Origin of the sequence: Enterococcus sp. DIV0970a (assembly GCF_051711265.1) — a bacterium.
Taxonomy (GTDB): domain Bacteria; phylum Bacillota; class Bacilli; order Lactobacillales; family Enterococcaceae; genus Enterococcus_D; species Enterococcus_D casseliflavus.
Window position 1 is genome coordinate 1,682,649 of sequence record NZ_JBIOMF010000001.1, and the last position, 14,361, is coordinate 1,697,009.

13 protein-coding genes are annotated in these 14,361 nt (G+C 38.9%); 8 read left to right on the forward strand and 5 right to left on the reverse strand.

Annotated elements, in window-relative coordinates; translation table 11 throughout:
* Positions 1-153 precede the first annotated feature (153 nt).
* A complete protein-coding gene (locus IGK14_RS08045; RefSeq protein WP_438711999.1) occupies positions 154-654 on the reverse strand; it encodes a hypothetical protein in 501 nt (166 codons plus the stop codon).
* Positions 655-985: 331 nt separating this feature from the next.
* On the reverse strand, positions 986-1,915 hold the full coding sequence (locus tag IGK14_RS08050; protein WP_154694486.1) for a LysR family transcriptional regulator: 930 nt from the start codon (positions 1,913-1,915) through the stop codon (positions 986-988).
* 148 nt (positions 1,916-2,063) lie between these two features.
* Between IGK14_RS08050 and IGK14_RS08055 the strand changes: the two genes are divergently transcribed.
* The 4 genes from IGK14_RS08055 to IGK14_RS08070 all read left to right on the forward strand — a co-directional run bounded on the left by IGK14_RS08055 (position 2,064) and on the right by IGK14_RS08070 (position 5,871).
* On the forward strand, positions 2,064-3,248 hold the full coding sequence (locus tag IGK14_RS08055; protein ID WP_010748306.1) for a M20 family metallopeptidase: 1,185 nt from the start codon (positions 2,064-2,066) through the stop codon (positions 3,246-3,248).
* Between the two features lie 18 nt (positions 3,249-3,266).
* Complete coding sequence (locus IGK14_RS08060; protein ID WP_010748307.1) at positions 3,267-3,908, forward strand: nucleoside recognition domain-containing protein; 642 nt, start codon at positions 3,267-3,269, stop codon at positions 3,906-3,908.
* Positions 3,905-4,399, forward strand: a complete 495-nt coding sequence (locus IGK14_RS08065) for a nucleoside recognition domain-containing protein (RefSeq protein WP_005231345.1) — start codon at positions 3,905-3,907, stop codon at positions 4,397-4,399. Before IGK14_RS08060 ends, IGK14_RS08065 begins: the two co-directional genes overlap by 4 nt.
* Before the next feature lie 83 nt (positions 4,400-4,482).
* A complete protein-coding gene (locus IGK14_RS08070; RefSeq protein WP_010748308.1) occupies positions 4,483-5,871 on the forward strand; it encodes a tryptophanase in 1,389 nt (462 codons plus the stop codon).
* 238 nt (positions 5,872-6,109) lie between these two features.
* On the opposite strand, the gene IGK14_RS08075 is transcribed toward IGK14_RS08070, so the two are convergent.
* Together IGK14_RS08075 and IGK14_RS08080 are read right to left on the reverse strand one after the other, a co-directional pair.
* On the reverse strand, positions 6,110-6,418 hold the full coding sequence (locus IGK14_RS08075; RefSeq protein ID WP_034695606.1) for a hypothetical protein: 309 nt from the start codon (positions 6,416-6,418) through the stop codon (positions 6,110-6,112).
* Positions 6,419-6,560: 142 nt separating this feature from the next.
* A complete protein-coding gene (locus tag IGK14_RS08080; protein ID WP_010748309.1) occupies positions 6,561-7,550 on the reverse strand; it encodes an AraC family transcriptional regulator in 990 nt (329 codons plus the stop codon).
* A gap of 176 nt (positions 7,551-7,726) precedes the next feature.
* On the opposite strand from IGK14_RS08080, the gene IGK14_RS08085 reads away from it, so the two are divergent.
* From IGK14_RS08085 to IGK14_RS08100, 4 genes are all read left to right on the forward strand, one after another.
* Positions 7,727-9,004 (forward strand): PTS sugar transporter subunit IIC, encoded by a 1,278-nt coding sequence (locus IGK14_RS08085; protein ID WP_231435328.1) that lies wholly within the window; start codon positions 7,727-7,729, stop codon positions 9,002-9,004.
* 73 nt (positions 9,005-9,077) lie between these two features.
* Positions 9,078-10,544 (forward strand): glycoside hydrolase family 43 protein, encoded by a 1,467-nt coding sequence (locus IGK14_RS08090; protein ID WP_231435329.1) that lies wholly within the window; start codon positions 9,078-9,080, stop codon positions 10,542-10,544.
* Positions 10,537-12,780, forward strand: coding sequence for a beta-glucosidase BglX (gene bglX / locus IGK14_RS08095; protein ID WP_256998700.1), 2,244 nt, complete (start codon positions 10,537-10,539; stop codon positions 12,778-12,780). Before IGK14_RS08090 ends, bglX begins: the two co-directional genes overlap by 8 nt.
* 303 nt (positions 12,781-13,083) lie before the next feature.
* Positions 13,084-13,779: a flavodoxin gene (locus IGK14_RS08100; protein ID WP_311902615.1), complete on the forward strand. Its 696-nt coding sequence runs from the start codon at positions 13,084-13,086 to the stop codon at positions 13,777-13,779.
* Between the two features lie 218 nt (positions 13,780-13,997).
* On the opposite strand, the gene IGK14_RS08105 is transcribed toward IGK14_RS08100, so the two are convergent.
* Positions 13,998-14,186 (reverse strand): hypothetical protein, encoded by a 189-nt coding sequence (locus IGK14_RS08105; RefSeq protein ID WP_010748314.1) that lies wholly within the window; start codon positions 14,184-14,186, stop codon positions 13,998-14,000.
* Positions 14,187-14,361 lie beyond the last annotated feature (175 nt).

Here is a 14,361-nt window from a genome sequence, read left to right on the forward strand (position 1 = left end):
AAAAGAGAGACGCAAAAGACAACTCTTTTTTGCTCTCTCTTTATTCATTTTGTTCTTCGAAAAATGAAAAACATATCCAACTATTCGGTTCTGGGGATGTTGAAATCCGCAAAACTTTTTAATAGTAACTTTGAATCATTAAGAATGGATGATTTAGTAAGGATTTCCCGATGAGTCGGTATCGATCACAGCACCTTCAGGTGTTACTCGGAAAAATCCTATTGTCCCCGATCCGCCTTGATTACGAATCGAAATGCTTGTACCTCGGAAAAGATAATCAGCACCAACCATCCCGAAAAATGCGAATGTATAATCGTCATTTTTCATTTCTGGTCTAGCGGCATACAGCATTTCTAATGCTTGATCTTCCATAGAAAGCGTAGCGTTAGCATTCGCTTGTGTATTTGAATCAGTCGCAATATCTGATGATTGGATTTGTGTGTTCTGTGTAACAGATGATTGGCTGGGAATTGTTCCAGTTGTTGTTTCAGCTATTGATTCATTTGTAGAAGAGGAACTGGAAAGAGTACTTTCACTTGTAAGCGAAGTGCGAGTAGTGCTTTCTTTGGTTGATACACTATCCGAGGTACCTGTGCTACAAGCTGCAAGACCCAACATTGAACATAAAAAATAGGCAATAAATATTTTTTTCATGTATTTTCTCATTTTAAGTAAAATTATACCAACTTATTTCTTTTATCTTAATAATACATCTATCTCATTCTAATTACTAGTAAATAGAATGAAGAATCTCAGATTTTTTTTACTATGTCTCATTTGCTTAAACAGTATTCTCGCTTCCTCAGGTTTCACAAAGGAAATGATTATCGAGCTCTTTAAAAGAAATTTTCATAGTTTCTTATCCGTAATTTAATTATCTTTTCTAAATCATCATTTTAAGGCATTCCTGTATTATCAAGATTTTGATATCACAGGGAAAAAGGTTAATTATAGAAAGGTATCAAAGGTTGCGTTTTTATCCTAATCAAAGTAATAAATTTTCACTGTTTTTTTCACAAATTTCTCTTTTAAAGAACTCTATGAATGACTGTGACTCGTTACTTAAAATTTCTTTTTTTCGTTTAATCCAACCGATTCTTATGAATACCTGGCAATTCTTGATAGGAATCGTTTTTATTCCATATTGGTTGAACTCATTTTTGCTGATCGACGGTCCAAAACGAAAAACATCTGTTTTTTGCAGCATTGTAATGATACTGGAATTGTCATTTGTATATATTACTTTATCCAACTCGGCAAGGCGGATACCGTCAATTTCGAGATAAAAACTTAAACTGGAATAGTAATCATCTGGTTTTCGTATGACAGGGAAGCTTCTTAACTCTTCCATTGAAATCATTTTGGAATGGTATAACGGATTCTTTTTTCCGAGATTAACATACCAAGTATCGGTCATCCATTCAGTATAAAGCAAGTGCTTGTGTCTCAAAATGTTTTTTATTTCTCTTGACTGTGCTTCATTGTACATAATGATTCCAATTTCAGCATCCGATTTTTCCACTTTTTCAATTACATCATTAAGCCGACATTGTTCAAAATTGATTACAAGGGGATGGAAATCATATACATTATAAAAATCTGCAATAACTTTTTCGACTGTAATCAAGGGGTAAGAAGCAATGTTTAAGACTTTACGGGATTTTTCTTGCGGAATTTTTTTGATCATCTCTAATTGTGCCAAAATCGTTTTTGAATATTGAGCGAGCTTTTCGCCATTTTCTGTGAGTATAACCCCTTTATTTGTACGAATAAATAACTTAGTACCGATTTCCTCTTCAAGCAATTGCATCGATTTACTTAAACTCGGCTGTGATAAATATAGATTATTCGCTGCTCGATTCATGCTTTTTGCTTTAATTATTTCATTGAAATAAATTAATTGCTGAAACTGCATGGTTTCCTCCTCTTTGGTATAACGAATAGTTATACCCAGACTATAACAAATTGATTATGCGAATTGCAAGAAAATTCTGATACTATTAAGTTAAGATAACGAGAACGTTCTCAGATGTGTTCCTATTTCAACCTAAGGAGGCAACAATATGGACAAGCTGCAAACAAAAAATAAAATGATTATGAAGCAAATCGACATCTATGTGGAGAGTAAACGAACCGAGATGATTGAGTTATGGGAGGAACTGGTCAACATTGAAAGTGGGCCAAAGCAAAAAGAAGGAGTGGCAAAAGTAATCAGCGTAATTAAGTCAGAGCTGGAAGATATTGGATTAGAAACAAAGGTCCTCTCAATGCCTAACGCGGGAGATGTGTTCACAGCCTTTTGGAAAAATACCAACAAGGAAAAACCAATCATCTTTCTTGGGCACACGGATACCGTTTTTCAACCAGGAGTAATAAAAAAGTTTCCATTTTCTATCGATGATAATGGCTTTGCACATGGTCCCGGTGTTCTCGATATGAAAGGCGGACTGGTTATCGCTCTTTATACGATCAAAGCATTAAAAGAAATCGGCTACACACGTTACCCGATAAAGTTAGTCCTTGCGGGTGATGAAGAAACGATGCACAAGGACTCCACAGCAGCCGAAGTGCTGGCTTCTGAAATAAGAGGGGCTGCCGCTGCATTGAACTTCGAAACAGGTTACCAAGATGATGGTATAGTTGTTGGACGAAAAGGCGGAGGGATCATATCCTTAAAAATCAAAGGTATAGCTGCCCATTCCGGCATTGAGCCCGAAAAAGGAAGAAGTGCCATCTTGGAAGCAGCGTATAAAATTATTGAGCTTGAAAAAGAAAACGACATCTCGGTAGGAAAACTGCTGAATTGTGGAATGGTCAACGGAGGGATAGGTGAAAATACGATTCCAGAAGAATGTGAGATCCGTATTGCTTATCGATTTCCAACCATGAAAATTAAAAATGAGATTGTTTCAGCAGTAGACCGAATTGCAAAAACAAGCTTTATTGATGGAACAACAGCAAAAATAAATCTTGAGATGGGCATGGATTGTATGGAAACTACCCCTGAAGTAATGGCATTATTTGAACACTTTAAACAAGCAGCTCTTGATTCAGGATATGGATCGATTCATCCGTTTTCTGTTGGAGGAATTTCTGATTCAGCGATCGCTGTAGTTAATGGCGTCCCAACTTTATGCGGATTGGGATGTAAAGGGAAGAATAATCACACATTGAATGAATATGCCGAGGTTGAATCATTATTTTCAAGAACAAAATTAGCAGCTGCAGCTGTCTATCAATATCCATAAGAGATGGGAGAGGTCCGAATGAAAACGAAGATCAAAAGTTGGTTGTCACTGATTTTGTTAGTTGTTATTCTGTCTGGCGCATTTAGAGAAAGTGATTCATTCTTGAGAGTTTTCGATTTTACCAATCTCAGCGGGCAATTCGGTTTGATCGGTGATACGAATACAAACTTTTTGGGAACTGGCGGTTTTGGTGCAAGAGAGGGATTCTTAGTGGGCTTGAATTTATTGCCGGCGATCATGCTCTTTTGCGGATTACTTGATGTATTCGAGCATTTAGGTGTTTATGAAGCTTCGCAAAAACTATTCAGTCCAATACTCAAACCTTTATTAGGCATTCCAGGAAGTGCAGGCGTTGCATTTATCAGTAGTTTTACAGGTTCTGATGTAGCTGCAGTAATGACTCGGGATTTAGTAGAAAAAAAAGAAATGACAGATGGGCAAAGAACCGCATTTGTTGCTTACCAATATGCAGGATCGGCGCCTATCAACAATACAATAACTGGCGGCGCTCCATTACTTTTGATCAGTCCAATCGCATTAGGACCTATCTTGCTCGTTCAAATCATTTGTAAAATAGTTGGCGCCAACCTTGTTCGATACCTTATAAACAAACAAGACAAGCGTAAAGTTTCTATGGAGAAGAGAGGAAATCAGACATGACAGGAAAACAAAATGATATTGGGATGACACCTTCAGTGGTTGATATTTTTTTAAAAGGTTGTGCCAAGGGATTTCAAGTTGCTGTAAAAAATATTATTCCCGCAATGATACTTGGCTATACATTGATTTATGTTTTGACCGAAACAGGCCTGTTAGATATCTTGGGAAACATTTTTTCTCCAGTTATGGGCTTGTTTGGTCTGCCAGGTGCGGCTGTCGCAGTTCTAATTTCGGCTTTTTTCGCCAAGGCATCTGGGTGTGCTACAGCTGCTACTTTATACGCTTCCGGCGTATTAACAGTAGGACAAGCAACGATGCTATTTCCCGCATGCATCTTGATGGGGACTTTGATTGGTCATTACGCAAGAATTGTGTTAGTCGCTGGAACGAATAAAAAATGGCACTTATTTATGCTGTTTATTCCTGTTTTTGATGCGTTTCTATCTTTACTGATTATGCGTTTTATTTTGTCGCTTATGAATATTCAATAATGTATTAATTTGATAATATACTGTCCGCTCATCATAGATCGATAACCGGGGTATTTTATAAATCATATCTAGGAGGTTTTATGATGGAAAGAAAATATGTTGCAGAACCATTTAGAATCAAAGCAGTAGAACCGTTAAAGATGTTAAGTCATGCCGAACGGGTTAAAAAAATCAAAGAGGCAAACTACAATCTGTTTCACTTACGAGGAGAAGATTGTTACATTGACCTTTTGACTGATTCAGGTACAAATGCTATGAGCCAGACCCAATGGGCAGGTGTAATGCAAGGAGACGAGGCCTATGCCGGTTCATCCAGCTACTATAAATTAATCGAAGCTGGAAAGGACATTTTTGACTATGGGTATATTCAACCTGTACACCAAGGTCGTGCGGCAGAAAAAGTGCTACTTCCATTGTTTTTATCAGAAGGAATGTTCGCTATTTCCAATATGTTTTTCGACACGACACGAGCTCACGTGATCTTAGCAGGAGCCAGACCCATTGACTGTGTAATTGAAGAAGCTAAGAATCCGCATATTCGAGCGAAGTTCAAAGGGAATATGGATGTTGAAAAACTGGAGAAAACGATTCTCGAAAAAGGATCAGACAATGTCGGATTAGTTGTAATGACAATTACGAATAACTCGGCAGGAGGACAACCTGTTTCAATGAAAAACTTGCAAGAAGTGTCAGATATTTGTAAAAAGTATAAGATTCCACTTTGTATTGATGCCGCTCGTTTTGCTGAAAATGCGCACTTCATCAAACGTGATGAAGAAGGATACCAAGACAAAGCGGTGAAAGAAATCGTTCGAGAGATGTTTCAATACGGAGACATGTTTACAATGTCAGCAAAAAAAGATGCCATTGTCAATATGGGCGGCTTGTTAGGGATCAAAGAGAAAGAATCACCACTTGTTCTTAAAGTGAAAGCAAACTGTATAAGCTATGAAGGATTTTTCACTTATGGTGGATTAGCAGGTCGTGATCTTGAAGCGATGGCAATAGGTTTGTATGAAGGAATAGATGAAAATTATTTGAAGTATCGGATCGGACAAATGGAGTATTTGGCTTCGCGACTAGATGAAGCGGGGATTGCCTATCAATCTCCAGTTGGCGGACATGGTGTTTTCATTGATGCAGCAGAGATGTATCCACAAATTCCTTATTATGAGTATCCAGGACAGACATTGTGTATTGAGCTCTATAAAGAAGCAGGTATACGTACCTGCGACATTGGGTCGTATATGTTAGGCAACGATCCAGATACGAACAAACAATTAAAAGCCGACTTTGAATTCAGCCGTCTTGCAATTCCAAGAAGAGTCTATACGCAGTCTCATCTGGACACTATAGCAGATGCGTTGATTTCAGTGAAAAAACGAGCACATACGATCCAACAGGGTTATAAGATAACATGGGAACCACCAATTCTTCGCCACTTCCAAGCGCATTTAGCTCCTTTAAGCTGAGGCGCTTGAAATGAAAAGAATTATTCATACAAAAGAAGCACCGCAAGCTATCGGCCCATAATCCCAAGGAATCACAACGAATGATTTGTTTTCCTTTCTGGATAGTTCAGAATCAACCCAAAAATAATGAACTGACCAAGGGCATTATTGACCAGACAGAGCACATATTCACAAATATTCAGCGGATGCAAGCAGCTGTTGATCTTCAATTCAGTCATATTCTAAAAGTCACTGTATTTTAAAGGACATCAAGCATATGAGTGATGTGAATGCTGTTTTTATCCGGTATCTTATCTTTCAAAACCCTATCCAGCACGCAGTGCATTTCAAATTGCTGAGCTGCCGCTAAATGCTTTAATTGAAATTGAAGTGATAGCGGGAAATCCCGTAAAATATTTATCCTAGTTTCGAAGCAAAAAAATCCAGCGATCAGCTGGATTTTTTGTTTAGTGAATTTATCTGGTTTGCAATTCCCACCATCAAACGTTAAAAATAGAAGGGAAGATGAGAAAGAATGCTTACTCTTAAGTATTTGATCTATACTCATTACGAATCACCAATCTTCCATTTTAGTCCGGTTGAGCAGACAGACCTCCTTGTAAAATTACCAAGCGGAGTTGGACGATGCCAGTCATCGAAGAACAACGGACAAAACGAAGACAGTTTTCTCAGTCAATCCTAGGCGTTGATCAAAAATGTAATTTTCTCCTCATACCCGGAGTGACACCGTAAACTTCTTTAAATTTTTGGTAAAAGAAATTAATATTCTCAAAGCCGACTTGCTGCGAAATATCAACGATCTCCATGTCTGTTGAAAGTAAAAAACGATCTGCTGCCAAGATACGTTGATTGATTACAAGTTTTTTGTAAGAATAGCCGGTATGTTTTTTTAAAAGATTGGAGAGATAATTGGGATTAAGGTTGAATTGTTCCGATAATTCTGTCAAAGTCAAATTTGCGTAATTTTTCTCGATGTATTTCAAAATTGGAACAATCGGGCTCTTTCGATATTGATCGGAACGATCCGTATAAGAATCTTGATAGATATTCACAAGATCCGAAATGATCAAACTCAACAATCCTTCACAAATGTCGGTATATGCTGTGGAACGATCAAACCATTCGCATAACAACTCTTTAAAAAAGAACTGTAGACGTGTCCTTGTTTCTGAAGCAAAATGAATAAATCGATCATGTTTCATTCCATGAGTGATGGCTTCAATAAAGAATGAAGTCAAAACGCTGTCCGAGGAAAAACGGTTGAAGAAATTTGCAGTTAAATAGTACTTGGGAATAATCAAATTAATGAGAATATCATCTTCGCCAAGCGGTTCAATCTTGTGAACAGTATTTGCATCCATCAGCAAAGTTTGCCCTTCATACAGAAAATGTGGTTCATTGTTAATGATCTGCTGACATTTTCCAGCATACATATAGTTGAATTCAATCCAATCATGACAGTGAATAGGATAATTCTGAAAACGAGAATGTCGTTTTATAAAAAACGGCTGATCTTTAGTAATCATCTGTGAATCTGTCAGTTCCATACAAAGAACTTCTTGATCGTTAACAACTACTTTTTTAAAATCTGAATAGTCGGGTTTTAAATTGCCGTCACGGTAAGCTTCTTCATGAGAAGAAACTTCACGGATCAAGTTGTCTAGCGCTAAATGGTCCATCGTTTTACTCCTTTTTTTCGATTTTAACAATCCGTTACCGAGTAGTCAAATCTGTGTTTTTGTTAAAAAGAAAGCGTTTATTGATATTCGCGTCAGTAGAATAATTTGTTATATTGAAAACAAGTTGAAATTGAAGGCGCTATCAAATCAACAATAAATGATTGAAAGGAAATATTATGAAAGAAAAAATCACAGGTTATTTCGATAAATTAAGTCCTTTTTTTGACAAACTAGGCAATAATGCTTATTTAAAATCGATCTCCGGTGCGATGATGGGGACACTAGGTCCTATTTTGATCGGCTCGATCGCTGTTTTACTTCTAGTATTACCTAATAGTCTTCCAGCACTTTCATTTTTAGCTGGTTTAGCAAATGTTTTTAGCAAACTAAATCAAATAACTATTGGCTCGATGGCTGTTTATGTCGTGGTATTAATGGCTTATCATTTAGTGAAAAATCTACGTCCGTCAGAAGATGGTATTTCCGCTGCTATTATCGCATTGCTTAGTTTCTTTATCATTACCCCCCTAGGTACAACGACGGATGAAGTCAGCGCGATTCCAGCTACTTGGCTAAGTGCACAAGGAGTATTTTCCGCAATGATCGTTGGTTTGGTAAGTGGAAGAGTATATATTTGGCTGAAAGACAAAGGTTGGACGATCAAAATGCCAGCAGGTGTACCTCCTATGGTAACAAAAGTATTTGAATCAATTTTGCCTACGGTTCTTATCAGTGTGCTCTTCATTGTATTAAATTCACTCTTTGAAGCAACCAGCTTCGGCAACATGCATCAGTTTGTTTACAGTATCATACAAGAACCGCTTCAAGGGATCGGAGGATCAATCAGTGCAGTCATTCTGATCTCACTGATTCAACAGGTTTTATGGTTTTTCGGTATTCATGGAACAAATGTCGTTATGCCGATCGTTCAAGCCCTGTGGATGGCAATGGACGTCGAGAACTTAAACGCTGTTGCGGCAGGCCAAACACCGCCAAACATTACTGGCTATGCATTCTTTATGATCATAACTTGGAGCGGTATGGGCTTAGGATTAGCATTATTAATGCTGCGAGCGAAAAGCAAGCAGTATCGAGAAACAGGGAAAGTCGCAATTGTTCCAGCTCTTTTCGGAATCACTGAACCATTGATCTTTGGTACGCCTTTGGTATTAAACTTTAAATTAGCGGTACCATTCATTACCAATAATAGCATTGCTTTAATTTTAGCTTATGTTTTAACACGTTTTGGATTTGTCGCTCGTTTTACTGGTGTTACTGCCATTTTCGGTTTACCAATTGGGTTCCATGCAGCTGTTCAAGGGAAACTATCGATTATCATTCTACAGTTGTTCATTCAACTGATTTTGTCACCGATATTATGGTATCCGTGGTTTAAAAAGCTGGATAAAGAAACCTATCAATTGGAACAAGCCGCATTGAAGGAGAAAGTGTAAACTCGATGAAGAAAGCGGCTAGTGTCGCTTTCTTCTTTTTACATGTGGCACTAAAAGAGAAAAGAGGAGCACAATGAAGTATACCAATCCAATTATCAAAGGATTTCATCCTGATCCGAGTATCTGTTTCGATGGGAAATCCTACTATATAGTCTGTTCAAGTTTTGAATTTTTTCCTTGTCTGCCGATTTTTGAAAGCCAGGATCTGCTCAATTGGCATTTTAAGCAGTATGCGATTGATTGTCCGGATCATATCAATCTGAAAGAAATCAGCAACTCGATGGGACTTTTTGCCCCAACGATCCGCTTCTTTGAGGAAACATATTTTCTAGTATGTACAACTGTCACCCAAGGGAATTTCATCTGCCATACGAAAAACCTTGACCATGGTTGGTCTGATCCAATCTGGATCGATTGTCCTTTTGGGATCGATCCCTCACTTTCATTTATTGATGGCCAATTTTTCTTCCAACTTGCTGCATCAATGAAAGAGAAAAACAGCATTCTACAATTTGAAATCGATCCTTACAGCGGGAAAATGCTGACAGATCCGGTAGAAATCAGCCAAGGTTGCGGTGGACGCGACGCAGAAGCACCGCATCTATTCAAGAAAGACGAATGGTACTATCTTGTATTGGCAGAAGGTGGCACAAGAGAAGGCCATATGGTAACGATTCAAAGAAGCAAATCAATCAATGGTCCGTATGAAGGAGCTAATACGAATCCTATCCTCTCTAATAGAGATATCAAATCGAGGCTTCAAGCCGTGGGGCACGCAGATTTCTTTCAAGACAAAAAAGGTTCTTGGTGGCTGACAGCTCTTGCGACTAGGCCCAACCGTCATTTCACCCTGCTTGGTCGTGAAACGATTTTATTACCTGTAGAGTGGATAGATGGTTGGCCAGTTGTCAATCAGACAGGGAATGCATCGGTTGAAGTTGAAACAGATCGTTTTTCAAAAAGCGTTAAGCAGCGGAATGAACTAGTACCTTTTCTCTGCAAGAAGTTGCAGAGTGTACGTTTGCCAATTGATTATACATATGATACTGATTTGATCATTGATAACTTACCGACTCGTTTAGGAACTTCTAAGGACGAGCCCATTGCCTTTTTGTCCTTATGTCAAGCTGATACTACCTGCTGCTTTGAAACCACTTTGATGGTCGACGAATGTCAGGAGGGGACTTTTGGTATAGCAATCTACAAGGATGACCTGCATTTTTGCCAATTTGGATTGCGAAAAACAAAACACCAAACTGAACTTTTTGTCAGGAAAAACATCTTCGATTTACTTCTGTATCGATTCAATAATTTAAAAGATAGAAAGCGGTTGACTCTGAAATTGTCTGGAGACAGCAACAGCTACGACCTGCTGATTTTAGATGAAACGAATACAGTAGTGTTCAATGATCAAATCGCTGTACGTCATTTTACAAATGAATGTTCTGACTCAAAATTTACCGGTGTCCAGTTAGGAGTCTTTGCAGAAGCAGCTACAGGAAAGACTCGCTTCATCACACCAGAACTAAGATATCAATAGAAAAAACTATGCGAGGAGTAATAATATGAAAAATCAAACACTGGTACAATTAGTCAACCAACTGACCTTAGACGAAAAAATCGGCCAATTGGTGCAGTTATCTGGAGAATTCTTTCGCGGAAGTGATTTGTCTTTGGGTCCTCAGCAAAAACTTGGCATCGAACAACAAACCATCGATGTTGTCGGTTCGGTATTGAACGTCACAGGTGCCCAAGTAACTCGAAAGATTCAAACAGACTACTTAAGAAAAAGTCGACACAAAATCCCACTATTGTTCATGGCAGATATCATCTATGGATACCGAACAGTCTTTCCGATCCCTCTGGGATTGGGAGCAACATGGAATCCAGCATTGATTCAAAGCGCCTATCAAGCCGCAGCACAAGAAGCAAGAGCGGCTGGCGCACACGTAACATATGCACCAATGGTCGACTTAGTACGCGATGCTCGATGGGGGCGATGCTTGGAGTCGACAGGAGAGGATCCGCTGCTAAATGCTGATTTTGCGAAAGCAATGGTAGAAGGCATTCAGCAAGAAAAAGGGGGAACACTGCTCGGAATCGCTGCCTGTGTTAAACATTTTGCTGCTTATGGTGCAGCAGAAGGAGGACGAGATTATAATACAGTTGATATGAGCGAACGCAAACTGCGTCAAGACTACTTAAGCGGCTATAAAGCGGCTGTCGAGGCTGGATGCAAACTAGTCATGACTTCTTTTAACACGTATGATGGTATTCCCGCTACTGCTAATCAATTTTTGATCAAACAAATTTTAAGAGAAGAATGGCAGTTTGATGGAGTCGTTATTTCGGATTATGCAGCTGTTCAAGAATTAATTCCTCATGGGATTGCTGCGGATGATCGAGAAGCGGCCAAATTAGCGATCGAAGCAACAAATGACATCGATATGAAAACCCGATGTTATGCGAAAGAGCTTCGTCCGCTGCTGGAAAGTGGTGCGATCGATCAGCGGTTGATCGATGACGCTGTGTATCATGTCTTGAAACTTAAAAAGGATTTAGGGCTGTTTGAAGATCCCTTCCGTGGCAGTTCAGAAGAAGTAGAAGCTCAAATACTCTTATCCGAAGAGAACCGGAAACTTGCACGAAAAGTTGCCTCCGAAGCGATCGTTTTATTGCAGAATAAGCAAGAGGTACTTCCTCTTACTCCAAAAAAAGAGAAAATATTACTCGTTGGTCCATATGGTGACAACCAAGCAATGATTGGTTTATGGGCAGTACACGGAAAAACAGAGGATGTCACAACATTAAAAACGGCGCTCCAAAATACAGTGTCGGAAAAATATGTTCATTACGAACCAGGTTGTCCGCTTTTAGAAGATGATTCTGTACTTGGAGACTTTGGCTATACTGCCAGCGGCAATGCCTCATCAGCTGCACAGCAAGATCTTTGGCTGAAAGAAGCGTTGAAAGCTAGCACTGAGGCAGACATTATTCTTTTTGCTATGGGGGAACACAGTTTGCAAAGTGGGGAAGCTGGCAGTCGAACGGACCTTCATTTACCAGCTGTTCAAAGAGCTTTTATTAAAAAAATGACCGCTCTTGGCAAAAAAAATATCTTGATCAATTTCAGTGGTCGCCCACTGGTGTTAAAAGAAGAAACAAAACAAATGGATGCAATATTACAGGCATGGTTTCCTGGTACAGAAGGAGCACAAGCAATCGTTGACATACTTTTTGGGAAGGTAAATCCTTCTGGTCGTTTAAGTATGAGCTTCCCAGAAGATGTAGGGCAGCTGCCACTTTACTACAATCACTTCAATACTGGAAGACCATTGAACAGCAAGACACATACAGGACGTTTCGTTTCGAAGTATCTGGATTGCTCAAATGAGCCGCTCTTTCCATTTGGTTATGGGTTGAGTTTTGGGGAAGCATCATACCATTCGTTAAAATTGAGTGATTCAACCATGAATGAAACGTTGGAAGCTGAAATTACGATCCGCAACAATTCTGCTTACTCCAGATTGGAGACAGTCCAGCTTTATATCAGAGATCACGTTGGATCGGTAGTTAGGCCAGTGAAAGAATTAAAAAAATATAAAAAAATTCCGTTGTCTCCATATGAAGAAATAACCGTTTTGTTCACGATAACTAAAGAAGATCTTTTTTACTATCAAAAAGATCTGACTTTTGGCGTCGAACCTGGATTGTTTACTTTGTTTATTGGGAAAAATTCTGCAGAAGGTGAAGCAGCGACTTTCGAACTTCTATGAATATATGGTCATTTTCTGACACGAAACGTTTTCTGATCCTTTAACTACTTCTAACATTTCATACAAGGTACTGTTTTCATTAGGTATTACCTTGTAAAAGTATAGATCACGAGGAAAAATGAAAGATAAGACAGGGGAAAGCCGTAAAGCTACGCTTAATGTTTTACGGCTCCTTATAATGTGCTGATTCTGTGAGAGAAAGGGAAAGGAAACCCTAAAAATCTTTTTTTGACTTGCCTTAAAGTCCACTTCAAGAATTATACTGGAACTACCATTTTGATGGGAAAAGAAAGGAGCAATTCAATGAACAAATGGACAAAAGGACTTTTTCTGACAATGCTTTTTCTAGCAGGATGCAGCAGTGATTCAATGAATGACGAGCCAGACATTGTTACAACGGAAACAAGTACTAGTGACACCGTTACGCAACAAATGAGAGAAACAGGGATTGATGGGGAGGCCGATATTTTGATTGCCTATTTCACAAGACCAGAAAATTTAGAGCATGAACCAGCGGTCGAAGCAGTTTCTGGAAGTAGTTTTAATGTAATCGATGACACCTTAGTAGGAGATGTCCAGGTGATAGCAGAAATGATCGCTGAACAGACCGGCGGTGCGTTGTTCTCGATTCAAACAGAAGTAGGTTACCCTAACGTTTACGATGAACATACAGCTTTAGCGACTAGAGAGGTGGAAGAAGATGCCCGACCAACGTTGAATGCTGACGTTGCCCAAATGACTGAAGTTGATGTTCTCTTTATCGGCTTTCCCGTTTGGTGGAACCGTGCCCCAAGAGCCGTTTTAACATTTCTTGAAACCTATGATCTTACGGATAAACATATCATTCCTTTTGCAACCCATGGGGGAAGTGGACTGACCAATAGTCAAAACGAACTTCAAACGTTGTATCCAGCGTATGACTTTCTTGAAGGCTTTGCAGCAAGAGCGGGAAGTGTTGAAGACGCTGAACCGAATCTGTTGAATTGGCTCGATGACTAGGATATTAGCAAAATTCAAGTTTAGTATAGCCGTTTCTCAATCGGCTACATGTTCATGATGTACCACAAGTCGAAATAATCATAATATAATTATGGTAAACTAGTGCGGTTGATTTATGAATCATTTGGGATGAGTTGATGGATTAGAAGCAAGAGCTTCTTCTTCCCGAGAATAGTCAATTTTTCCGATTTATTCGTTCTAGGTTGACTACAATTCTGTTATTTAGGATAAGAAAGGTAGATCATGACCAAAGAGACGATGAAAAGAATCACACCAATAACCGACAATGGCAATACAGGACCATTCCACGGACGTTTGTTCAGCAACGCGCGCACTCTAAAGATGAATCCTCCAAGTCCGAGTAAAGCGATCGCTACACAAAATAAAATAATTGATAAATTTAACATCATATTCCTCCAAATCATTGTATGAGGACTCATACCAAGATACTCATACATCCTACGCCAAAAGCCGTAAAAAGCAAGCAGCTGACAAAACTGTTCGTTTAAGCGAACAGTTTTTACATGTTGTTGACGAATCTTTTTACAATTCTGCAATTTCCTACGCTTTTTTAGCTAGATT

Bases quoted from the DNA above. Each gene is read 5' to 3' on its own strand.
- IGK14_RS08045 (WP_438711999.1), bottom strand. From the start codon at position 654: ATGAAAAAAATATTTATTGCCTATTTTTTATGTTCAATGTTGGGTCTT.
- IGK14_RS08050 (WP_154694486.1), bottom strand. From the start codon at position 1,915: ATGCAGTTTCAGCAATTAATTTATTTCAATGAAATAATTAAAGCAAAA.
- IGK14_RS08055 (WP_010748306.1), top strand. From the start codon at position 2,064: ATGGACAAGCTGCAAACAAAAAATAAAATGATTATGAAGCAAATCGAC.
- IGK14_RS08060 (WP_010748307.1), top strand. From the start codon at position 3,267: ATGAAAACGAAGATCAAAAGTTGGTTGTCACTGATTTTGTTAGTTGTT.
- IGK14_RS08065 (WP_005231345.1), top strand. From the start codon at position 3,905: ATGACAGGAAAACAAAATGATATTGGGATGACACCTTCAGTGGTTGAT.
- IGK14_RS08070 (WP_010748308.1), top strand. From the start codon at position 4,483: ATGGAAAGAAAATATGTTGCAGAACCATTTAGAATCAAAGCAGTAGAA.
- IGK14_RS08075 (WP_034695606.1), bottom strand. From the start codon at position 6,418: ATGAGTATAGATCAAATACTTAAGAGTAAGCATTCTTTCTCATCTTCC.
- IGK14_RS08080 (WP_010748309.1), bottom strand. From the start codon at position 7,550: ATGGACCATTTAGCGCTAGACAACTTGATCCGTGAAGTTTCTTCTCAT.
- IGK14_RS08085 (WP_231435328.1), top strand. From the start codon at position 7,727: ATGAAAGAAAAAATCACAGGTTATTTCGATAAATTAAGTCCTTTTTTT.
- IGK14_RS08090 (WP_231435329.1), top strand. From the start codon at position 9,078: ATGAAGTATACCAATCCAATTATCAAAGGATTTCATCCTGATCCGAGT.
- IGK14_RS08100 (WP_311902615.1), top strand. From the start codon at position 13,084: ATGAACAAATGGACAAAAGGACTTTTTCTGACAATGCTTTTTCTAGCA.
- IGK14_RS08105 (WP_010748314.1), bottom strand. From the start codon at position 14,186: ATGTTAAATTTATCAATTATTTTATTTTGTGTAGCGATCGCTTTACTC.